The organism is Buttiauxella cochleicola, from assembly GCF_021282435.1.
GTDB lineage: Bacteria > Pseudomonadota > Gammaproteobacteria > Enterobacterales > Enterobacteriaceae > Buttiauxella > Buttiauxella massiliensis.
In genome coordinates, this window is the sequence record NZ_JAJSOT010000002.1 from 153,021 (window position 1) to 173,745 (window position 20,725).

The following is a 20,725-nucleotide window of genomic DNA, read 5'->3' on the forward strand; positions in this document are numbered from 1 at the left end:
CATTGCCGAACGTATTAGTTTTATGCACCGGGATAATTCCGTTTTTAATATGCGGAATTATTGATTATGAAAACCCTTAATTTATATTCATCATTAAGAGCTAACCAACTCTCCCAGGCTATAGGAAATTTCATGCTGTATGACCTTGATTATATTGCTGCATGGCAAATTCATTGCAAATAAAGGTATTAACCATGAGCAAGCTTAACCATACCCACTGCAATCACTTTTGCCCGATTGATGGAACAAAAGGTCAATGCCAACTAAGCGGAAATATCATCATGAATAACGATCCGCGTTGCAGAAACTTCAGCGAGAGATTGTGCTGTAGACATTGCTACCATTTTTGTGATGCAACAGTACCCGCACTATGCTCAGGTCTAACAAAACTGAGCATAGTCGATGCCGACACCCATGCCGAACAATGCAATGCCTTTAAACCTTATTAGCCGATTAATTCTGGTGATGACACCAAAGCGTTAATGCCATAAACATTTCGTTTTCCAGGGTCTGCAATGCTAGTCACAATTATGCTGGATACTTCAAATACAAATCAAAGCCGTTGAATAGATGATGCAATATCTTTCGATGTTTTCAATGTGCGAATTTCAGCAAAAACATCCGTCGCTTCAACATATTCTTTACGCAAATACCCCAGCCACTGCTTGATGCGCGCAACGTGATACATACCGGTATCGCCCTGCTTTTCGAGCTGGCTATATTTTTGCAGAAGTTTTACTACATCCGGCCATGGCATACGCGGCTCGTTGTATTTAATCACGCGGCTGAGATTGGGGATGTTCAACGCGCCACGGCCGATCATCACTGCATCACAGCCCGTTGCCGCCATACAATCCTGCGCACTTTGCCAATCCCAGATTTCACCGTTGGCAATCACCGGGATCGATAACCGTTTGCGGATTTCACCAATCGCAGCCCAGTTAATGCGCTCGGCTTTATAGCCGTCTTCTTTGGTACGCCCGTGAACGACAAGTTCAGTGGCGCCTGCCTGCTGCACCGCATCAGCAATTTCAAACTGCCGCGCATCACTGTCCCAACCGAGTCGAATTTTAACGGTTACGGGTAAGTGCGCAGGCACGGCTTCACGCATCGCTTTCGCGCCGCGGTAAATCAGATCGGGATCTTTGAGCAGTGTGGCACCGCCGCCGCTACCATTCACCAGTTTAGATGGGCAGCCGCAGTTAAGATCAACACCCCAGGAACCTAGCTCCACCGCGCGCGCAGCGTTTTCAGCCAGCCATTGCGGATGTTGCCCCAGGAGTTGAATTCGGACTAACGTACCGGATGATGTACGGCTCGCCTGATGCAGTTCGGGGCAAAGTTTATGGAAGGATTTTGCCGGTAAAAGCTGGTCGACCACGCGCAAGAATTCGGTGATACACAAGTCGTAGTCATTGACCTCTGTCAGCAGTTCACGAACCAACGAGTCGAGAACCCCTTCCATTGGCGCAAGCAGTACACGCATAGCGTTTTTCCGGTAAAAAAAGAGGCGCTATGTTAGCGCCTCTATTTGAGTTGGCAAAGCCTAATTAATTATGCGGATGCAGGCTTACGCGCCGGACGACGACGAGCGTTCGCACCAGCCGGTTTCGCAGCACCATCACCTTGTGGGCGAGATGGACGACGCGGTGCATTGCTGCGCTCAGAAGATGCGCCACCATTGCCACCACGACGTTGGCCCTGGCCCTGACCGCCGCCATTACCACGACCGCCACCACGCTGCTGTTGACGACCATTAACAATCGGCTCAGCAGGAATTGATGGGTCAACTTCGTAACCTGGCAGCGCCATACGCGGCACTTCACGTTTAAGCACACGTTCGATGTCACGCAGCAGTTTGTGTTCATCAACACAAACCAGTGACAGCGCTTGACCAGTTGCCGCCGCACGGCCTGTACGGCCAATACGGTGTACGTAATCTTCCGGAACGTTTGGCAGTTCGTAGTTCACAACGTGCGGCAGTTCTTCGATATCAAGACCACGCGCGGCGATGTCTGTTGCCACCAGCACACGAATACCACCGTTTTTGAAATCAGCCAATGCGCGAGTACGCGCACCCTGGCTCTTGTTACCGTGAATCGCCGCTGCGGTAATACCGTCTTTACCCAGCTGTTCTGCCAGGTGGTTCGCACCGTGTTTGGTACGGGTAAACACCAGCACTTGCTGCCAGTTACCTTCACCAATCATCTGTGACAGCAGTTCTCTTTTACGTTTCTTATCGACGAAATGAACGTACTGAGTGACTTGCTCGGATGCGGTGTTACGACGCGCAACAGAAACTTCTTCCGGATTATGCAGCAGCTTTTCAGCGAGGCCTTTAATCTCATCAGAGAAGGTTGCGGAGAACAGCAAGTTCTGACGACGCGCAGGCAATTTAGCCAGCACACGACGGATATCGTGGATAAAACCCATGTCCAGCATGCGGTCAGCTTCATCCAGCACCAGGATTTCGACCTGATCGAGTTTCACGGCGTTCTGGTGTTCCAGATCTAACAGACGGCCAGGTGTTGCCACCAGCACATCGACACCGCTACGCAGTTTCATCATCTGCGGGTTAATGCTCACGCCACCGAAAACCACCAGCGAACGGATATCTAAATACTTGCTGTAGTCACTCACGTTTTCGCCAATCTGAGCGGCAAGCTCACGAGTTGGCGTCAGGATGAGCGCACGAACCGGACGACGACCTTTGGCATGAGGCTGTTTGTCTACCAGGCGCTGCAAGAGCGGCAAGGTAAAGCCAGCGGTTTTACCGGTGCCGGTTTGGGCACTGGCCATCAGGTCACGGCCGGATAAAACAACCGGAATCGCCTGGCGTTGAATAGGGGTAGGCTCACGATAGCCCTGCTCTTCCACTGCACGCAGAATATCGGCGTTCAGGCCGAGAGAATCAAAAGACATTTGGAACTCCAGAATCGCCCTGACCGCGAGGTGCGGTGTAGTTTCCAGGGGTTCATATGACGCCAGTCATTCTGGCGCGAGAGAGGGGCACAAACCACGGTGCCGTAAGCCGCGCAGTGTAGCAGCTTTTGTGACTTTGCGCACAAATTCTATTTTTGCATGCATCCACAAGATAAATGTTTGCAACTGGACACGACTGAATCGGGAGCCTACTCTTAGTCAATCGATTGATTAACTTTTTTAAGAGGTCGGTATGAATGCCACACCGACGCCTGTCACCTCCCGTGGCGAGCAGGCCAAAAACACGCTGATTACCGCCGCCATTGCCCAATTTGGCGAATACGGTTTACACGCCACGACTCGTGATATCGCGGCTCTTGCCGGGCAAAACATTGCCGCTATCACTTACTATTTTGGCTCAAAAGAAGAGCTGTATATGGCGTCTGCGCAATGGATAGCCGACTTTATCACGCAAAATTTCAAGCCTCATGTCGAACGCGCCGAGGCGATCCTTAGCCAGCAGCAGCCCGATAAACCGCAGATTCGCGAACTTATTCATACCGCTTGCGAGCATATGATCATCCTGCTGACCGCCGATGAAACGCTCAATCTAAGCAAGTTTATCTCCCGCGAGCAGCTCTCACCGACCCCGGCTTATCAACTGATTCACGAGCAGGTGATTGCACCGATGCACACCCATCTCACCACGCTGGTTGGGCGCTACACCGGGCGCAGCCCTGATGATACCGCCACCATTTTGCACACTCACGCGCTACTCGGGCAGGTTCTGGCGTTTCGCCTCGGGCGCGAAACCATTCTGCTGCGCGCTGGGTGGCCGACGTTTGATAAAGAGAACGTGAAACAAATCAGCGATGTGGTACGCAGCCATATCGATTTCATTTTGCAGGGGTTATCAATGGAACGAGGAAATGCCAGCAATGAAAAGTAAAATGCCAATAATTATTGTGGCGCTGGTGGCGCTTATCGCGGCGGGGCTTGGCGGTTGGTACTGGTACAAAAGCCAGCAAGACCAAGGCCTGACTCTTTATGGAAACGTGGATATTCGCACCGTTAATTTGAGCTTTCGCGTTGGCGGGCGACTTGCGGCCCTGCAGGTTGACGAAGGTGATGCAATCAAAGCCGGGGAAACGCTGGGCGAGTTGGATCAAGGGCCTTATCAAAACTCATTGCTGCAAGCGCAGGCGAATGTCGCAGCAGCGCAGGCAAAATTTGATTTGATCATCGCCGGTTACCGTGACGAAGAAATCGCTCAGGCCGCAGCACAGGTAAACCAGGCACAGGCCGCTTTTGATTACGCACAGAACTTTTATCAGCGCCAGCAAGGTTTATGGGCGCGCCGGGTTATTTCTGCCAACGAACTGGAAAATGCCCGTTCATCGAGTGACCAGGCGAAAGCGACGCTGAAAGCCGCACGCGATAAGTTAAGCCAGTACCGCACCGGTAACCGCCCGCAGGAAATTGCCCAGGCGCAAGCCAGCCTGCAACAGGCGAAAGCGCAGCTTGCTCAGGCGCAACTGGACTTGCAAGACACCACGCTGATCGCGCCATCTGACGGTACGCTGCTGACCCGCGCGGTTGAACCTGGCACCATGTTGAACGCCGGAAGCACCGTGTTAACCCTCTCCCTCACCCGCCCGGTTTGGGTGCGAGCTTACGTCAACGAGGTGAGTCTGAATCAGGCAAAACCAGGCACTGAACTGCTGGTTTACACCGATGGTCGCCCGGATAAGCCTTATCACGGAAAGATTGGCTTTGTCTCCCCAACGGCTGAATTCACTCCGAAAACTGTTGAAACACCTGATTTACGCACCGACCTGGTTTATCGCCTGCGAATTATCGTAACCGATGCCGACGACGCGCTGCGCCAGGGAATGCCGGTCACCGTGAAATTCAATGACGAGAAAGCGCATGAGTAGCCAGGACGGTATCATTCGCCTGCAAGGGCTAATGAAGCAGTTCCCAGGCCAGGAAAAACCAGCGGTGGCACGCCTTGAGTGCGAGATTCATACCGGTTCAGTGACAGGTCTCGTCGGCCCGGATGGTGCAGGGAAAACCACGCTGATGCGCATGCTGGCGGGGCTGTTAAAACCAAGCGAAGGGAATGCCAGCGTAATCGGGCTCGATCCTATAGAAGATGACCGTGCGTTACATGCGGTTCTGGGATACATGCCGCAAAAGTTTGGCCTGTATGAAGATTTAACCGTGATGGAAAACCTGACGCTGTACGCCGATTTACGTGGTGTAACCGGGGAGGAACGCGAAAAAACCTTTAAGCGGCTGCTGGAATTTACCGCGCTCGGCCCGTTTACCACTCGCCTTGCCGGGAAGCTCTCCGGCGGGATGAAACAAAAACTCGGCCTCGCCTGCACGCTGGTCGGCCAGCCAAAAGTGTTGCTGCTCGATGAACCCGGCGTTGGCGTCGACCCGATTTCTCGCCGCGAATTGTGGCAAATGGTGCATGAACTGGCAGGCGACGGCATGCTGATTCTCTGGAGTACATCATACCTCGACGAAGCAGAACAGTGCCGCGACGTGCTACTGATGAACGAAGGCGAGCTGTTGTATCACGGTGCCCCTAAAGAACTGACGCAGCAAATGGCTGGGCGCTCGCTGCTGGTCACTCATAGTGACGAGAACAACCGCAAGTTGCTGCAACATGCGCTGAAATTGCCGCAGGTCAGCGATGGCGTGATTCAGGGCCGGTCGGTGCGCCTGATACTCGCCAAAGACGCCTCCGTTGAAGAACTCACCCAGGCACTGAATGTGCCACCAGAAAATATTTCACAAACCGAGCCACGCTTTGAAGATGCGTTTATCGACCTGCTAGGTGGTGCGGCAACCCACGAATCTCCGCTGGGGAAAATTCTGCATACCGTGGAAGGGAAGCCGGGGGAAACTGTAATCAAAGCCGAATCGCTCACCAAAAAATTCGGTGATTTTGCTGCCACGGATAACGTTGATTTTACCGTCCAGCGTGGGGAAATTTTTGGCCTGTTAGGGCCAAACGGTGCCGGGAAATCCACCACTTTTAAAATGATGTGCGGCCTGCTGGTGCCAACGTCTGGCAAAGCACTGGTGCTGGATATGGACTTGAAAACCAGCTCTGGAAAAGCTCGCCAGCATCTTGGCTATATGGCACAGAAATTTTCGTTATACGGCAACCTTACCGTGGAACAAAACCTGCGATTTTTCTCCGGTGTGTATGGTCTGCGCGGCAACGCTCAGGAGGAAAAAATTAACCGAATGAGTGAAGCTTTCAGCCTAAAACCCATCATGAACAGCTCAACAGATGCGTTACCCCTGGGCTTTAAGCAGCGCCTGGCGCTGGCCTGTTCGCTGATGCATGAGCCAGATATTTTGTTTCTTGATGAACCTACCTCGGGTGTTGACCCGATCACCCGCCGTGAGTTCTGGCTGCATATCAATAGCATGGTGGAGAAAGGCGTGACCGTTATGGTGACCACGCACTTTATGGATGAAGCCGAATACTGTGACCGCATCGGGCTGGTTTATCGCGGTAAGTTAATAGCCAGCGGCACACCGGATGACCTGAAAGAACAAGCAGCCGACGACGAGCAAACTGACCCAACGATGGAGCAGGCATTTATTACGCTTATCCATCAGTGGGATAAGGAGCACGAAAATGCGCGAGCATAATCAAGCCGTTTCCTGGCGGCGCGTACGCGCTCTGTGCGTGAAAGAAACACGCCAGATCGTGCGCGACCCAAGCAGTTGGCTGATTGCGGTGGTTATCCCACTGTTGTTGCTGTTTATTTTTGGCTACGGCATCAATCTCGACTCCAGCCGCCTGCGCGTCGGGGTTTTGCTGGAGCAGCAAAGTGAGGAAGCACTGGATTTCGCCCATACCATTACAGCCTCACCCTATATCGACCCCACCATCAGCGATAACCGCCAGCATCTGATTCAACTGATGCAGGCAGGGAAAATTCGCGGGCTGGTGGTTATCCCTACTGATTTTGCGCAGAACATGGCGCGAGCTGGAGCCACCGCCCCGGTGCAGGTGATTACCGACGGTAGCGAGCCGAACACCGCCAACTTTGTGCAGGGTTACATGGAGGGTATCTGGCAAATCTGGCAGCAACAGCGAGCGGAAGATCGGGGCGAGAAGTTTGAGCCGTTAATTGATGTGCAACTACGTTATTGGTTTAACCCGGCAGCCATTAGCCAACATTTTATTATTCCTGGAGCCATTACCATCATCATGACGGTGATTGGCGCGATCCTGACCTCGCTGGTGGTGGCGCGCGAATGGGAACGCGGCACTATGGAAGCGTTGCTCTCAACTCAGGTGACGCGCACCGAGTTGCTGCTGTGCAAACTGCTGCCTTATTACGTACTGGGTATGCTGGCGATGCTGCTATGCATGTTGGTGTCGGTGTTTATTCTTGGCGTGCCTTATCGCGGTTCGCTGCTGATTCTGTTCTTTATCACCAGCCTGTTTTTACTCAGCACGCTTGGCATGGGGCTGTTAATTTCGACAATCACCCGCAACCAGTTTAATGCAGCCCAGGTGGCGTTAAACGCCGCGTTTCTACCGTCGATTATGCTGTCGGGCTTTATCTTCCAGATTGACAGCATGCCAGCGATTATCCGCGCGGTGACCTATATCATTCCGGCGCGCTATTTCGTCAGTACGCTGCAAAGCCTGTTTTTGGCGGGGAATATTTCGACCGTTTTGATTATCAACACACTGTTTTTGATTGCCTCGGCGGTGATGTTTATCGGCCTGACGGCACTTAAAACCAAGCGCCGTCTTGATTAGGGGAAAGCGATGATTTATCGGTTATGGACATTAATACGTAAAGAGCTGCAATCCCTACTGCGCGAACCGCAAACGCGGGCGATCTTGATTTTGCCTGTGGTATTGCAGGTCGTACTGTTCCCGTTTGCCGCCACGCTTGAAGTCACTAACGCTACTATCGCGATTTATAACGAAGATAACGGCAGCCACTCGGTTGAATTGACTCAGCGTTTTGCGCGCGCTAAAGCGTTTAGCCATGTGTTGTTGCTAAAAAGCCCGCAGGAGATCCAGTCGACTATCGACAACCAAAAAGCCTTGCTGCTGATTCGCTTCCCGGCAGAGTTTTCACGCGATATTGCCAGCCAGCAACCGGCAAAACTGCAAATTATTCTCGATGGGCGTAACTCCAATAGCGCACAGATTGCGGCAAATTACCTGCAACAGATCGTCAAGAATTACCAACAGGAACTGGTCTCCGGGCAGCCAAAACCGAATAACAGCGAACTGGTGGTTCGCAACTGGTACAACCCAAATCTGGATTACAAATGGTTCGTGGTGCCTTCGCTGATTGCGATGATCACTACCATCGGCGTGATGATTGTTACCTCGCTTTCCGTGGCTCGCGAACGTGAACAAGGCACGCTCGACCAACTGCTGGTTTCCCCACTGGCGACCTGGCAGATATTTGTAGGCAAGGCAGTGCCTGCGCAAATTGTGGCGATTGGCCAGGCAACCATCGTGCTGGGTGTTGGGATATGGGGTTATCACATTCCATTTTCCGGCTCGCTGCTGCTGTTTTACTTCACGATGCTGATTTATGGCTTGTCGTTGGTGGGGTTTGGTTTGCTGATCTCATCGCTATGTTCAACACAACAGCAGGCGTTTATCGGGGTATTTGTCTTTATGATGCCGGCGATTTTGCTGTCGGGTTATGTGTCGCCTGTCGAGAATATGCCAGTGTGGCTGCAAAACCTAACATGGGTAAATCCGATACGGCATTTCACCGATATCACTAAGCAGATTTATTTGAAGAACGCGAGTTTTGACATTGTGTGGGGAAGTGTGTGGCCACTATTGGTGATAGCAGCCACAACGGGTTCAGCGGCGTATTGGATGTTTCGGCGCAAAATCGCCTGATGCCTTATCTTTAACCAGCAGTGAATAAATAATCGGCCCGGCAATCATTGCCAGGCCTGCGCCTGCCAGCAGGAATTTGTTTTCGACCACGCGTGACAACAGCCACAGCACGATCATCGCATTGCCGAAATACCAGGTGGTAGTCAGCTCTTCAAGAAAATCACCAATGTCACGTAACCGCCCGGTGCGTACACGCTGGAGGGCGAACATTAAAATTACTGTTGCTGCATACAGCAAACATAAGCCAATCCCGACCGGTATGAGGGAGGCAGTTTTCCAGCCAACGAGCAGTAAACAAAGCACAGAAAGATGCAGCATTATCTGCCAGCAGCTTAGGCCTGTTGTCACTTGTACACGTTGTTGCCATTTCATTATTTCTCTCCTGGCCGCTATTTCCTGTCATTCAGAGTACCGCAGTATGCGGAAAATTCCGTAACCCGGCACCTATTTGTGACAGAGACTACACTTTATTTTCATCAGGATGTTAACAATGCCGGGAGAAGCATGAGTAATAAGGCTCAGCACCTATCTTTTAAAGTGCTCACAATTAATACACACAAGGGCTTCACCGCACTCAACCGGCGTTTCATTTTGCCTGAGTTGCGTGATGCAGTACGTGCGGTTTCTGCTGACATTGTCTGTTTGCAGGAGGTGATGGGTGCTCACGAAGCACACTCACTGCATGTTGATAACTGGCCGGATACCAGCCACTACGAATATCTCGCCGATACAATGTGGAGCGATTTTGCCTACGGCCGCAACGCGGTTTATCCCGAAGGCCATCACGGCAATGCCGTGTTATCTCGCTTCCCTATCAGCCAGTATGAAAATCGCGATATCTCGGTAGAAGGCCACGAAAAACGCGGCATGCTGCACTGCCAGATAAATCTACCGGGTGCCAATATTCGTGCGCATGTCATTTGTGTGCATCTCGGTTTGCATGACGCTCACCGCCAGGCTCAGCTCAATATGCTCTGCCAACTGGTTAATGAACTGCCAGAAGGCGAGCCAGTAATTGTGGCTGGCGACTTTAACGACTGGCAGCAACGCGCTAACCGGCAATTAAAGCAAACTGGATTGGATGAGGTATTTACCCGTGCAACCGGCCGTCCGGCACGCACCTTCCCTGCTCGTTTTCCGCTGCTTCGCCTCGATAGAATTTATGTAAAAAATGCGTCCGCGAGTGCACCAACGGCGCTGCCATTGCGGCAGTGGCGGCATCTCTCCGACCATGCGCCATTAGCCGTGGAGATTCATTTATGAAAAATAACTGGCGTGACGGGAACCGAATTACATTACTCGAAAACGGTGACCAGTTTTTCCCGGCTGTATTTAAAGCCATAGAACATGCCCGCAGCAAAGTGATTCTCGAGACATTCATCTGGTTTGAAGATGATGTTGGAAAGCAATTACATGAAGTTTTGCTTAATGCTGCCCGTCGCGGCGTGAGCGTAGAAGTTCTGCTTGATGGCTACGGTTCACCAGATTTAAGCGATGATTTTGTCAGCCAACTTACTACCGCAGGAGTGATGTTCCGATATTACGATCCGCGCCCGCTGGTATTTGGTATGCGTACTAATTTGTTCCGCCGTATGCATCGCAAAATTGTGGTGGTCGACGGCACGGTGGCGTTTGTCGGCGGTATTAACTATTCCGCTGAACAGATGAGTGATTACGGCCCGGAGGCGAAACAAGATTACTCGGTCAAAGTTGAAGGGCCGGTGGTGGATGATATTTACCAGTACGTGATTTCTAACCTGCCCGGTCACGACGATAAACGCCACTGGTGGCGACGCCGCCGTAACCCAGCGCAAGAAAACCTGACGCCCGGTGAAGCACAAGCATTGTTTGTCTGGCGAGATAACAATCAGCACCGCGATGATATCGAGCGTTATTACCTGAAAATGCTCAGCAAAGCGAAGCGTGAAGTGATTATTGCCAACGCCTATTTCTTCCCCGGCTACCGGCTGCTCCATGCAATGCGTACTGCATCTCGCCGTGGCGTATCGGTGAAATTGATTGTGCAAGGCGAGCCTGACATGCCGATTGTCAAAGTCGGTGCACGCCTGCTGTACAACTACTTAGTGCGTTCCGGAGTGAAAATCTATGAATATCACCGCCGCCCACTACACGGCAAAGTCGCTATCATGGATGACCATTGGGCAACGGTCGGCTCCAGCAATCTTGACCCGTTGAGTTTGTCGCTAAATCTTGAAGCGAATTTGATTATTCACGACCGCACATTCAATGACACGCTGCGTGGCAATCTAACCGGGTTGATTGCCAAAGATTGCCACCCGGTTGTCGAATCGATGCTGCCAAAACGCACCTGGTGGAATTTGGGTAAGAGCGTGCTGGCATTCCACTTCTTGCGCCACTTCCCGGCGATGGTCGGCTGGTTACCTGCGCATACGCCAAAACTTGCGCAAGTGATGCCACCCGCGCAGCCACATATGGAAACGCAGGATCGGGTTGAGACAGATAATCCAGGGGTGAAATACTGATGTCGCACTCGCATCCAAAATGGCGCAAAGCGAAGAAGATACTCACCTGGCTGTTTTTCATCGCCGTTATCGTGCTGCTGACGGTGTATGCAACGAAGGTTGACTGGGAGGAGGTCTGGAAGGTTATCCGTAACTATAACCGTCTGGCCCTGTTTAGCGCAGTCGGTCTGGTCATTTTGAGCTACCTGATCTACGGCTGTTACGATTTACTGGCGCGGTCGTATTGCGGACACAAACTGGCAAAGCGCCAGGTGATGTTAGTGTCATTTATCTGTTATGCCTTTAACTTAACGCTGAGTACCTGGGTTGGCGGAATTGGCATGCGCTACCGGCTCTATTCACGGCTTGGCCTGCCCAGTGCCACTATTACGCGTATTTTTTCGTTAAGTATTTCGACTAACTGGCTCGGTTATATTCTGCTGGCCGGCATGATTTTTACCGTCGGCGTGGTGCAACTACCGGAGCACTGGTACATCGATGAGACGACATTACGGATTTTAGGTGCCGTTCTGCTGGCAATTATCGCGGTGTATTTGTGGTTCTGCGCCTTTGCTAAACATCGCCATATGACGATAAAAGGCCAGCGTCTGGTGCTGCCATCGTTTAAGTTTGCTCTGTTGCAATTGGCAATTTCAGGCGCCAACTGGATGGTTATGGGCGCGATTATCTGGCTGTTGCTGGGTCAGGATGTGAATTACTTCTTCGTGTTAGGCGTGCTTTTGGTCAGCAGTATTGCCGGGGTGATTGTGCACATTCCTGCCGGAATCGGCGTGCTAGAGGCGGTGTTTATCGCGCTACTGGCAGGAGAGCATGTTAGCAACGGCACTATTATTGCCGCCCTGCTCGCCTATCGAATGCTCTATTTTATCGCTCCTCTGCTGCTGGCGATTGTTTGCTATTTAGGGCTTGAGAGTCGGGCGAAGAAGATGCGCGTGAAGAACGAGAAGAATATTCAGGAGAGTTCGTAAGAATTAGGGTGGATGTCGCTAACGCTAATCCACCCTACATAATCATCGAAATTAACGGCGATTGCCGAAAATACGCAACAACATCAAGAACAAGTTGATGAAGTCGAGATACAGGGTCAATGCGCCAAGAATTGAATATTTGCGCATAGTTTGCGTATCACGGGTATCAATTTGCTCACCGATGTTTTTCAGCTTCTGGGTGTCATAAGCCGTCAGACCCACAAACACAATCACGCCGATATATGTTACAGCCCACATCAGCGCCGTGCTTTTCAGCCACATGTTCACCAGTGAAGCCAACACAATACCGATCAGCGCCATAAACAGCATATTGCCAAAACCGCTGAGATCACGCTTGGTGGTGTAACCGTACAGGCTCATGGCCCCGAACATGCCGCCTGCAACGACGAAGGTGCTGGCGATAGACGAGTAGGTGTAGACGATAAAAATGCTGGAAAGCGTCAGACCCGTTAATGCCGAATAGAGCATAAACAAGCTGGTTGCCATACCTGCGCTGAGCTTATGCACCATGCCCGAGAGCACAAATACTAAACCCAACTGAACGATGATAAGCCCGAAGAAAGTGATTTTACTGGAAAAAACGAACTCCATTACTGCTGGCGTATTCGCCGCATACCAGGCGACAAATGCCGTCAGTAACAGGCCGCAGGTCATCCAGCCATAAACTTGTGCCATATATGCCTGCAAGCCGGTACGGGCCTGCTGCACGATGGTGTCATTGGAACGTGGGAATCGATCCATGATGCTTCCTTAAGTGAATTACGTTGACCGAATTTCAGGCTTGATAGCCTGTACTTTAAGATTAACACAACTGCGCGAAGGTGCCTGTTACCAGCGTTTGGCCGCCTGCTTATCACTTTCGCGTGATTCGACCCAACGGTCGCCTTCAGCAGTGGCTTCGCGCTTCCAGAACGGCGCACGCGTTTTCAGATAATCCATAATGAATTGCGCAGACTCGAATGCCGAACTACGGTGCGCGCCGGTGACCCCGACAAAAACGATTTCATCACCCGGCCATAGCTCACCAATACGGTGAATCACACTGACACGTTGGAGCGGCCAGCGATTACGCGCTTCTTCGATAATTTCCGCCAGCGCTTTTTCGGTCATGCCGGGATAGTGTTCGAGCGTTAAAGCGCTGACGCTATCGCCAAGATTGTGATTACGCACTTTGCCAGTAAAGGTCACCACCGCACCGTCTTCATCGCACTGCGCGAGCCACTGGTACTCATCACCCACGTTGAAGTTTTCATGGCTTACGCGGATTCGGGTGTTCTCCATTTCAGCCTCCGGTAACCGGTGGGAAGAAAGCAACTTCATCACCGTCGGTAAGTGGATGGTCGAAACTCACCAGCGTCTGGTTCACGGCAGCCAGTAATTTCCCGGACTCTAATGCCAGCGCCCAACGATCGCTTTTGGTTGCAAGGTTCTCTCGCAGCTGTTCAACATCGCTAAAAGTGGCGTCTAGTTGCAGTTGGTCACAATCGACCAATTCACGCACCTGGGCAAAAAACAGAACTTTAATCATTGCTCTCAACCTTAAAGTCGCCAGACTTACCGCCACTTTTTGCCAGCAAACGCACCGGGCCAATCACCATGTCTTTTTGCACTGCTTTGCACATATCGTAGATGGTTAACGCGGCGACAGATGCTGCGGTCAGTGCTTCCATTTCAACACCCGTTTTGCCCGTCAAACGGCATACAGATTCAATACGCACGCGGTTATGTTCAGGCTCAGCGGCTAAATTGACTTCGACTTTGCTAAGCATTAGCGGGTGGCAGAGCGGAATCAAATCCCAGGTGCGCTTCGCAGCCTGAATCCCGGCAATACGCGCTGTGGCAAATACATCACCTTTGTGGTGGCTGCCTTCAATAATCATGGCGAGCGTTGCAGCTTCCATGGTGATAAACGCTTCCGCACGCGCCTCGCGCACGGTTTCTGCCTTGGCGGAAACATCAACCATGTGCGCTTCGCCTTGCGCATTAATATGAGTCAGTTGCGACATAGTTTATTTCTTGAGATGTGGGTGGAAATTACAAGGGCGCACGCGGGCATCGAGCTGGGGCTGAATGATATTTTCCCACGCGGTATGACATGCTTTGGTGGAACCCGGCATGGCAAAAATCAATGTCCGGTTTGCCATTCCTGCAAGGGTGCGAGATTGCAGCGTTGAAGTGCCGATTTCTTCAAAAGAGAGCATGCGGAACACTTCACCAAAACCTTCAATTTCACGGTCAAACAGCGGCAGAAGCGCTTCCGGGGTCTGGTCGCCATCGGTAAAACCGGTGCCACCGTTAATCAACACCACCTGAACTTCATCATCAGCAATCCATTGGGAAACGTGGGCACGAATTGCGTAGCGGTTTTCTTTCACAATCGCTTTGGCAACAATGTGGTGGCCCGCGTCAGTTGCAGCTTCACGCAGATAATGGCCGGAGGTGTCGTCTTCTTCGCCACGGCGGCTTGAGACGGTCAGAATGGCAATATTTACCGGGACAAATTCGCTACTTATCTGGCTCATTGTTATCTTCCTTTTTATACCCAAAATTATTGGGGTCCAGCGGGTTTTAGCCGCCGATATAAGACAGGTTTTGAGTGATACCGGTATCACCGTCATGCAGGAAATGGGTCTGTTTTTTGTGCGTTAAGGCTTCAGCAATGCGCGCCTCAAGCTCGTCGATTTGCCCGTCATCAGCTAACAGGTCACGCAGGGAAATGCCCTGTTCACCAAACAAACACAGATGCAGGTTGCCGACAGACGACACGCGCAGGCGGTTGCAGCTGGCACAGAAATCTTTTTCATACGGCATGATCAGGCCAATTTCGCCTTGATAATCCGGGTGGCAAAAGACCTGCGCCGGGCCGTCGCTGCGGCTGCGAAGCTGGTGAACCCAGCCGCGAGCCAGAAGTTGGTCGCGAATGGTTTTGCCAGAAATGTGGTGTTTGCGGAACAAATCGCCGCCGTCGCCGGTTTCCATCAGCTCGATAAAGCGTAGCTGGATTGGACGGGGTTTGATCCACGCAAGGAAGGTATCGAGTTCGTGGTGGTTTACGTCGCGCATCAGCACTGTGTTCACTTTTACACGTTCAAAACCTGTGGCAAAAGCGGCATCAATGCCATCCATCACCTGGCGGAATTTATCCTGCCCGGTAATAGCATGGAATTGGCGAGCATCGAGGCTATCGACACTGACATTCACTGCGGTGAGCCCTGCATCGCGCCACTGCTGGATATCACGTGCAAGACGATAGCCGTTAGTTGTCACGGCAATCTGGCGAATACCAGGGTTTTCACGCACAGCGGCGATAATGTCAGTGAAGTCTTTACGCAAAGAGGGTTCACCACCTGTCAGGCGTACTTTTTCAGTACCCAGGGCGGCAAAAGCGCGCGTTACACGGCGAATTTCATCGACGTTGAGGAAACTTTTGTTTGCCACGCCATGAGGCTTGTAGCCATCCGGCAGGCAATAGTTGCAACGGAAATTGCAAACGTCGGTAATAGACAGACGCAGGTAAAAAAACTTACGAGCGAATGCATCGGTAAGTTGAGTAGCCATGTACACCTTCCAAATACGGGAGATGCAGTCATTTCTTTCTGCACCCTGGTGACTCAAGGTCACGGCCAAAGCACCGTATCTTTCGACTTAGGTCCAGAGGCTTAGTGTGTTTTAGAGCGATAAGCGATAGTAGCGCGTGACGGCGTTAACTGCCATAACAGCTTTCGCTATATAAATCTATATATAACGAACTAATCGTTCAATTTCGCCACAGACTACGCGAAAAGTGAACTTTTGCTTTGATATACATCATTAACCCTTGAGCCTGAATCGTATTCTGTACTCTTTTGCGCTACCTTATTTCGATAGTTCGTCATAAGGAATAGTTATGCGCAATCGTACGTTTGCGGATTTAGACCGGGTGGTCGCCCTTGGCGGTGGGCACGGTCTGGGCAGGGTTATGTCATCCCTATCCTCTCTTGGTTCACGCTTAACCGGCATTGTTACCACAACCGATAATGGTGGTTCGACAGGTCGTATCAGGCGCTCTGAGGGAGGCATTGCCTGGGGCGATATGCGCAACTGTTTAAATCAGTTAATTACTGAACAAAGCGTTGCTTCTGCTATGTTTGAGTACCGTTTTGGCGGTAATGGCGAACTTTCCGGGCATAACCTCGGAAACTTGATGTTAAAGGCATTGGATCACCTGAGCGTGAGGCCTTTAGAAGCCATCAATTTAATTCGTAACCTGCTAAAAGTGGATGCATTTCTAATCCCGATGTCTGAGCACCCCGTGGATTTGATGGCAACAGACGCAGATGGCCATTTTATTTACGGTGAAGTAAATATTGACCAGCTTTCTTCACCGCCCCAGGAGCTATCGCTGTACCCAAAAGCGCATGCTACCCGCGAAGCTGTTCAGGCTATCTCTGAAGCAGACCTTATTCTGATTGGGCCCGGTAGTTTTTACACAAGCTTAATGCCGATACTTTTGCTGGAAGATATGGATCAAGCATTGCGCAGGACTCCAGCTCCAGTAGTGTTTATCGGCAATCTGGGTAAAGAATTAAGTACCGCCGCCGCCAGCCTGTCGCTTGGGCAGACACTGGACATCATGGAACAGCGCATCGGGAAACGTATTGTTGATGCGGTGGTGGTTGGCCCGCAGACCGACGTTTCTGAAATTACCGACCGTGTAGTCATTCAGGAGCCACTGGAAGCAGTTGATATTCGTTATCGCCACGACCGGCATCTACTACGCCAGGCATTGGAAAAAGCGATTCAACAACTCGGATAAGACAACGCCTTCTTCACGAAGGCGTTATTATTACGACGTTGCGATAAACAACTGCCGAAGCTGATGAAGCTGGTCACGGATCTGCGCGGCCTCTTCAAATTCCAGGTTTTGCGCATGCTCCAGCATCTTCCCTTCCAACTGGTGAATTTTCTGCTGCAAAGCTTTTGGCGTCAGGATGATTTCATCATCTTCAATCACGCTGCGGGCTTTACTCTTCATTCGGCCTTTGGTTTTCGCCATGCCTTCACCAAGCTGAAGGATATCCACGACTTTTTTGTTCAGCCCTTGCGGCGTAATACCGTTTTCTTCGTTGTAACGCTGCTGTTTTTCACGGCGACGTTCAGTTTCACCGATAGCCTTAGCCATTGATGCTGTGATCTTCTCGCCGTACAGAATCGCTTTACCGTTGATGTTACGTGCCGCACGGCCAATGGTCTGAATCAACGAACGCTCAGAACGCAGGAAGCCCTCTTTATCGGCATCCAGAATCGCGACCAGCGACACTTCAGGCATATCCAACCCCTCACGCAGCAAGTTGATGCCCACCAGCACGTCGAACTCGCCAAGGCGCAAATCACGGATGATTTCCATACGCTCGACGGTGTCGATATCTGAGTGCAGATAACGCACCTTTTCGCCATGCTCTTCGAGGTATTCGGTTAGATCTTCTGCCATACGCTTGGTCAGTGTGGTGACCAGCACGCGTTCGTTAACCTCCACGCGCTTGCGAATTTCAGAAAGCAGGTCGTCAACCTGAGTGCCAACCGGGCGAACTTCGATAATTGGGTCCAGCAAACCTGTTGGCCTGACAACCTGGTCGACAACATCGCCGCCAGACTTTTCTAATTCATAGTTGCTAGGCGTTGCCGAAACATAAATGGTTTGCGGTGCCAGCGCTTCAAACTCTTCAAATCTCAGCGGGCGGTTATCAAGTGCTGATGGCAAACGGAAGCCATACTCCACGAGTGTTTCTTTGCGCGAACGGTCACCTTTGTACATGCCGCCAATTTGCGGAATTGTCACGTGGGACTCGTCAACAATTAACAAACCATCTGCTGGCAGGTAATCGAAAAGCGTAGGAGGTGGCTCGCCAGGACCGCGCCCGGAAAGGAATCGCGAGTAGTTTTCTACCCCTGAGCAGTAACCCAATTCATTCATCATCTCTAAGTCGAACTGAGTACGTTGCGTCAGGCGCTGCTCTTCAAGCAGTTTATTGTTTGCCAAGAGAACTTTGCGGCGGTCTGCCAGCTCAACTTTGATCTCTTCCATGGCTTGCAGAATACGTTCACGCGGTGTGACGTAGTGCGATTTTGGGTAGACAGTGAAACGCTGGATAGCCTGGTCAATTTGCCCGGTCAGCGGGTCAAACAGCGATAGACGTTCGACTTCTTCATCGAACAGCTCAACGCGTAATGCGAGGTCGTCCGACTCGGCCGGGAAGATATCAACCACTTCGCCGCGCACGCGGAAAGTACCACGCTGGAATGCCTGGTCGTTGCGGGTATATTGCAGCTCAGTCAGGCGGCGAATAATTGAGCGCTGATCGATGATCATCCCTTTGGTCAGGTGAAGCATCATCTTCAGATATAAATCCGGGTCGCCCAGACCGTAAATTGCCGACACAGACGCCACCACAATCACATCACGTCTTTCAAGCAACGCTTTGGTCGCCGACAGACGCATCTGCTCGATGTGCTCGTTAACCGAAGAGTCTTTCTCGATAAATGTATCGGAACTTGGGACGTAGGCTTCTGGCTGGTAGTAGTCGTAATAAGAGACGAAGAACTCCACCGCGTTATCCGGAAAGAACTCTTTCATCTCACCATACAACTGCGCGGCCAACGTTTTGTTAGGAGCCAGCACCATAGTGGGGCGTTGTAAATCAGCAATCACATTTGCCACGGTAAAGGTTTTACCAGAGCCCGTCACTCCCAATAAAGTCTGATGGGCAAGCCCGTCCTCCAGACCTTCTTTAAGGCGACGAATGGCCTCTGGCTGATCGCCAGAAGGTTTAAAAGCTGAATTTAATTTGAACGCTTTACTCATGAAGAGGCTACCTGATGAAGAAACGAGCGGGCCGGAGGGTAATTTTACTCGGCACAGAAAATTTTGCCAGAAAATAATACTGGATGAAAAACCAGTTACTCACTACCGCGTTTATGATACTTACCCCCTTTACCGTCTGGTTTGCCGGTAAAATACTCTACTCGCAGATATTTCAGCTGACCAAAATGGTTATCCCCAGATTTTTTTACCTTTTAACATTTGTCAAGCAGTGTCATAAAAGCGTAAGGAACATCTGTGGCACTTTTATTGCAACGATTGATTTTATTCAACTAATTGATTTAAAAAAGTTATTTAAGAAAGTCTGGTTTCGCGCCAATTCATGCGCAACCCGCGCCCGCTCTCGCTTACCGCAAGTTTTCTAACTCTAATGCACATGGTTATCCACAGGAATAGTGGATAACTGCTCTCAGCCCTTTTGCAGCGCACACCGCAAAAAACCATAAATTCTCTGTGCCGGGGCCCAAAAATATTTTTCATCATTATTTTTACCCTTTTTGGACTTACCTGAAGCCAGCCATTTCTTATGATCCTGCTCACGAATTGCGCATTTGTATGGAGCAGTGGTCTGATGTTGCACCAAACACACCAAAGACCAGGCACCGACAAAGTGCATTCTGATTTTCGAGTCGTAGAAGCCTAAGGTTTATTCAACCATTTTCATGAGGCTTTTCTCAAAGTTGCATTGTTCTGGTCTTTAAACGGGTTAATGGCAAGGTAATTGCAAAGTTTGTAACTCTTGCTTCGTGTTGCACAAGCAGCCTGGGTCGTTAACCCTGCCAGAAGGAAAATATCGATGTTGAGCCTGCGTGCTGTTAATCAGTTTTATGGTGAAAGCCATATCCTGTGGAATCTGGATCTTGAGCTGGTGCCTGGAGAGTGTACCTGTGTTCTTGGCGCACCAGGGATGGGGAAAACAACGCTGGTAAACTGTATTACGGGTTACTTGCCAGTACAAAGTGGCAGTATGACCTGGCTTGAAGCAGGCCATCCACCACAGGATCTTCTCACCCAACCTCTAGAAGGCCGAGTCGCTCTGGGAATGAGTTATGTCGCGCAGGACCGGCGAATATTCTCCCAACTAAGCGTTGAGGAAAACCTGCAAATCGCGCTATTGGCTGCCCGCGTGCGTTCCCGTAGCATTCCAGGCATGATCTATGAATTGTTCCCTGAACTGTACAGTTTAAGGCACATGCGCGGTGGTGAGCTATCAAACGATCTTCAGCAGCAACTGGCATTGGCAAGAGCGCTGGTGACAGAACCAAAACTGTTGATTCTTGATGAACCCACTTTTGGCAGCGGACAACGTTTTATCAATGAGCTGGGCAATATTATCCGCCGTCTGAGCCGTGATTTTGGCCTGACAATATTGCTGGTAGAGCAACGCTTATCGTTCATTCGCCGCGTGGCGGACCGTTTCTGCTTGCTACACCGGGGCCGGAATGTTGCTCAGGGAAATGTCGCACTTCTGGATGATAAGCTGGTAGCCAGTTGGATAGATCCATGATGGTGCGTCAAACGACGGCATGAA

Annotated in this window: 21 protein-coding genes and 1 riboswitch; of the genes, 11 read left to right on the top strand and 10 right to left on the bottom strand. The window is 51.0% G+C overall.

Features of this window, described 5'->3' with window-relative positions; all coding sequences use genetic code 11:
- The first annotated feature begins 194 nt into the window (after positions 1-194).
- Positions 195-449, top strand: a complete 255-nt coding sequence (gene hpdC / locus LVQ77_RS22335; protein WP_166671953.1) for a 4-hydroxyphenylacetate decarboxylase small subunit — start codon at positions 195-197, stop codon at positions 447-449.
- Positions 450-553: 104 nt separating this feature from the next.
- On the opposite strand, the gene dusC is transcribed toward hpdC, so the two are convergent.
- Both dusC and rhlE read right to left on the bottom strand, forming a co-directional pair.
- Positions 554-1,486 (bottom strand): tRNA dihydrouridine(16) synthase DusC, encoded by a 933-nt coding sequence (gene dusC / locus LVQ77_RS06510; RefSeq protein WP_232865081.1) that lies wholly within the window; start codon positions 1,484-1,486, stop codon positions 554-556.
- A 68-nt stretch (positions 1,487-1,554) separates the two neighbouring features.
- Positions 1,555-2,922, bottom strand: a complete 1,368-nt coding sequence (rhlE, locus tag LVQ77_RS06515; RefSeq protein ID WP_232865082.1) for an ATP-dependent RNA helicase RhlE — start codon at positions 2,920-2,922, stop codon at positions 1,555-1,557.
- Between the two features lie 253 nt (positions 2,923-3,175).
- Between rhlE and cecR the strand changes: the two genes are divergently transcribed.
- Genes cecR through LVQ77_RS06540 form a run of 5 tightly spaced genes read left to right on the top strand, consistent with a single transcriptional unit; the run spans position 3,176 to position 8,842 of the window.
- Complete coding sequence (gene cecR, locus LVQ77_RS06520; RefSeq protein WP_232865083.1) at positions 3,176-3,871, top strand: transcriptional regulator CecR; 696 nt, start codon at positions 3,176-3,178, stop codon at positions 3,869-3,871.
- Position 3,872: 1 nt separating this feature from the next.
- Positions 3,873-4,859 (top strand): secretion protein HlyD, encoded by a 987-nt coding sequence (hlyD, locus tag LVQ77_RS06525; RefSeq protein WP_370639849.1) that lies wholly within the window; start codon positions 3,873-3,875, stop codon positions 4,857-4,859.
- Positions 4,852-6,600 carry an ATP-binding cassette domain-containing protein gene (locus LVQ77_RS06530; RefSeq protein WP_232904001.1) on the top strand — a complete coding sequence of 583 codons (1,749 nt, stop codon included), beginning with the start codon at positions 4,852-4,854 and terminating at the stop codon, positions 6,598-6,600. The genes hlyD and LVQ77_RS06530 overlap by 8 nt, the downstream gene beginning before the upstream one ends.
- Positions 6,587-7,726: an ABC transporter permease gene (locus LVQ77_RS06535; protein WP_232904002.1), complete on the top strand. Its 1,140-nt coding sequence runs from the start codon at positions 6,587-6,589 to the stop codon at positions 7,724-7,726. Before LVQ77_RS06530 ends, LVQ77_RS06535 begins: the two co-directional genes overlap by 14 nt.
- A 9-nt stretch (positions 7,727-7,735) precedes the next feature.
- Complete coding sequence (locus LVQ77_RS06540; protein ID WP_232904003.1) at positions 7,736-8,842, top strand: ABC transporter permease; 1,107 nt, start codon at positions 7,736-7,738, stop codon at positions 8,840-8,842.
- Here LVQ77_RS06540 and LVQ77_RS06545 read toward each other — a convergent pair.
- On the bottom strand, positions 8,804-9,214 hold the full coding sequence (locus LVQ77_RS06545) for a YbhQ family protein (RefSeq protein WP_232904004.1): 411 nt from the start codon (positions 9,212-9,214) through the stop codon (positions 8,804-8,806). The genes LVQ77_RS06540 and LVQ77_RS06545 overlap by 39 nt on opposite strands.
- Before the next feature lie 132 nt (positions 9,215-9,346).
- Here LVQ77_RS06545 and LVQ77_RS06550 point away from each other — a divergent pair, with 132 nt between their 5' ends.
- From LVQ77_RS06550 to LVQ77_RS06560, 3 genes are read left to right on the top strand one after another with little or no spacing between them, the layout of a single operon-like run.
- The gene (locus tag LVQ77_RS06550) at positions 9,347-10,105 is read left to right on the top strand and encodes an endonuclease/exonuclease/phosphatase family protein (protein ID WP_232904005.1); all 759 of its coding nucleotides are present in this window, start codon (positions 9,347-9,349) and stop codon (positions 10,103-10,105) included.
- Positions 10,102-11,346 carry a cardiolipin synthase ClsB gene (gene clsB, locus LVQ77_RS06555; protein ID WP_232904006.1) on the top strand — a complete coding sequence of 415 codons (1,245 nt, stop codon included), beginning with the start codon at positions 10,102-10,104 and terminating at the stop codon, positions 11,344-11,346. Before LVQ77_RS06550 ends, clsB begins: the two co-directional genes overlap by 4 nt.
- Entirely contained in the window at positions 11,346-12,314 is a 969-nt protein-coding gene (locus LVQ77_RS06560) for a lysylphosphatidylglycerol synthase domain-containing protein (RefSeq protein ID WP_064517228.1), read from the top strand. Before clsB ends, LVQ77_RS06560 begins: the two co-directional genes overlap by 1 nt.
- A 51-nt stretch (positions 12,315-12,365) precedes the next feature.
- Here LVQ77_RS06560 and LVQ77_RS06565 read toward each other — a convergent pair whose 3' ends face one another.
- From LVQ77_RS06565 to moaA, 6 genes are all read right to left on the bottom strand, one after another.
- Positions 12,366-13,076 carry a Bax inhibitor-1/YccA family protein gene (locus LVQ77_RS06565; RefSeq protein WP_034456535.1) on the bottom strand — a complete coding sequence of 237 codons (711 nt, stop codon included), beginning with the start codon at positions 13,074-13,076 and terminating at the stop codon, positions 12,366-12,368.
- Between the two features lie 87 nt (positions 13,077-13,163).
- Complete coding sequence (gene moaE, locus LVQ77_RS06570) at positions 13,164-13,616, bottom strand: molybdopterin synthase catalytic subunit MoaE (protein ID WP_151992805.1); 453 nt, start codon at positions 13,614-13,616, stop codon at positions 13,164-13,166.
- Between the two features lies 1 nt (position 13,617).
- Positions 13,618-13,863, bottom strand: coding sequence for a molybdopterin synthase sulfur carrier subunit (gene moaD, locus LVQ77_RS06575; RefSeq protein WP_232865092.1), 246 nt, complete (start codon positions 13,861-13,863; stop codon positions 13,618-13,620).
- Entirely contained in the window at positions 13,856-14,341 is a 486-nt protein-coding gene (moaC, locus tag LVQ77_RS06580; protein ID WP_232865093.1) for a cyclic pyranopterin monophosphate synthase MoaC, read from the bottom strand. Before moaC ends, moaD begins: the two co-directional genes overlap by 8 nt.
- A 3-nt stretch (positions 14,342-14,344) precedes the next feature.
- Positions 14,345-14,857 (bottom strand): molybdenum cofactor biosynthesis protein B, encoded by a 513-nt coding sequence (moaB, locus tag LVQ77_RS06585; protein ID WP_232904007.1) that lies wholly within the window; start codon positions 14,855-14,857, stop codon positions 14,345-14,347.
- Positions 14,858-14,903: 46 nt separating this feature from the next.
- Entirely contained in the window at positions 14,904-15,893 is a 990-nt protein-coding gene (moaA, locus tag LVQ77_RS06590) for a GTP 3',8-cyclase MoaA (RefSeq protein WP_232904008.1), read from the bottom strand.
- Positions 15,881-16,012: riboswitch (molybdenum cofactor riboswitch) on the bottom strand. It overlaps the preceding gene by 13 nt.
- 209 nt (positions 16,013-16,221) lie before the next feature.
- Between moaA and yvcK the strand changes: the two genes are divergently transcribed.
- Positions 16,222-17,130: a uridine diphosphate-N-acetylglucosamine-binding protein YvcK gene (gene yvcK, locus LVQ77_RS06595; protein WP_232865096.1), complete on the top strand. Its 909-nt coding sequence runs from the start codon at positions 16,222-16,224 to the stop codon at positions 17,128-17,130.
- 30 nt (positions 17,131-17,160) lie between these two features.
- Here yvcK and uvrB read toward each other — a convergent pair whose 3' ends face one another.
- On the bottom strand, positions 17,161-19,176 hold the full coding sequence (gene uvrB / locus LVQ77_RS06600; RefSeq protein WP_232904009.1) for an excinuclease ABC subunit UvrB: 2,016 nt from the start codon (positions 19,174-19,176) through the stop codon (positions 17,161-17,163).
- 814 nt (positions 19,177-19,990) lie between these two features.
- Between uvrB and LVQ77_RS06605 the strand changes: the two genes are divergently transcribed.
- The gene (locus LVQ77_RS06605) at positions 19,991-20,701 is read left to right on the top strand and encodes an ABC transporter ATP-binding protein (RefSeq protein ID WP_232865097.1); all 711 of its coding nucleotides are present in this window, start codon (positions 19,991-19,993) and stop codon (positions 20,699-20,701) included.
- Positions 20,702-20,725: the final 24 nt, after the last annotated feature.

Bases quoted from the DNA above. Each gene is read 5' to 3' on its own strand.
- LVQ77_RS06560 (WP_064517228.1), top strand. From the start codon at position 11,346: ATGTCGCACTCGCATCCAAAATGGCGCAAAGCGAAGAAGATACTCACC.
- cecR (WP_232865083.1), top strand. From the start codon at position 3,176: ATGAATGCCACACCGACGCCTGTCACCTCCCGTGGCGAGCAGGCCAAA.
- yvcK (WP_232865096.1), top strand. From the start codon at position 16,222: ATGCGCAATCGTACGTTTGCGGATTTAGACCGGGTGGTCGCCCTTGGC.
- moaC (WP_232865093.1), bottom strand. From the start codon at position 14,341: ATGTCGCAACTGACTCATATTAATGCGCAAGGCGAAGCGCACATGGTT.
- LVQ77_RS06565 (WP_034456535.1), bottom strand. From the start codon at position 13,076: ATGGATCGATTCCCACGTTCCAATGACACCATCGTGCAGCAGGCCCGT.
- hlyD (WP_370639849.1), top strand. From the start codon at position 3,873: ATGCCAATAATTATTGTGGCGCTGGTGGCGCTTATCGCGGCGGGGCTT.
- moaB (WP_232904007.1), bottom strand. From the start codon at position 14,857: ATGAGCCAGATAAGTAGCGAATTTGTCCCGGTAAATATTGCCATTCTG.
- uvrB (WP_232904009.1), bottom strand. From the start codon at position 19,176: ATGAGTAAAGCGTTCAAATTAAATTCAGCTTTTAAACCTTCTGGCGAT.
- dusC (WP_232865081.1), bottom strand. From the start codon at position 1,486: ATGCGTGTACTGCTTGCGCCAATGGAAGGGGTTCTCGACTCGTTGGTT.
- LVQ77_RS06550 (WP_232904005.1), top strand. From the start codon at position 9,347: ATGAGTAATAAGGCTCAGCACCTATCTTTTAAAGTGCTCACAATTAAT.
- LVQ77_RS06530 (WP_232904001.1), top strand. From the start codon at position 4,852: ATGAGTAGCCAGGACGGTATCATTCGCCTGCAAGGGCTAATGAAGCAG.
- clsB (WP_232904006.1), top strand. From the start codon at position 10,102: ATGAAAAATAACTGGCGTGACGGGAACCGAATTACATTACTCGAAAAC.
- LVQ77_RS06605 (WP_232865097.1), top strand. From the start codon at position 19,991: ATGTTGAGCCTGCGTGCTGTTAATCAGTTTTATGGTGAAAGCCATATC.
- LVQ77_RS06535 (WP_232904002.1), top strand. From the start codon at position 6,587: ATGCGCGAGCATAATCAAGCCGTTTCCTGGCGGCGCGTACGCGCTCTG.
- LVQ77_RS06540 (WP_232904003.1), top strand. From the start codon at position 7,736: ATGATTTATCGGTTATGGACATTAATACGTAAAGAGCTGCAATCCCTA.
- hpdC (WP_166671953.1), top strand. From the start codon at position 195: ATGAGCAAGCTTAACCATACCCACTGCAATCACTTTTGCCCGATTGAT.
- moaD (WP_232865092.1), bottom strand. From the start codon at position 13,863: ATGATTAAAGTTCTGTTTTTTGCCCAGGTGCGTGAATTGGTCGATTGT.
- moaA (WP_232904008.1), bottom strand. From the start codon at position 15,893: ATGGCTACTCAACTTACCGATGCATTCGCTCGTAAGTTTTTTTACCTG.
- rhlE (WP_232865082.1), bottom strand. From the start codon at position 2,922: ATGTCTTTTGATTCTCTCGGCCTGAACGCCGATATTCTGCGTGCAGTG.
- moaE (WP_151992805.1), bottom strand. From the start codon at position 13,616: ATGGAGAACACCCGAATCCGCGTAAGCCATGAAAACTTCAACGTGGGT.
- LVQ77_RS06545 (WP_232904004.1), bottom strand. From the start codon at position 9,214: ATGAAATGGCAACAACGTGTACAAGTGACAACAGGCCTAAGCTGCTGG.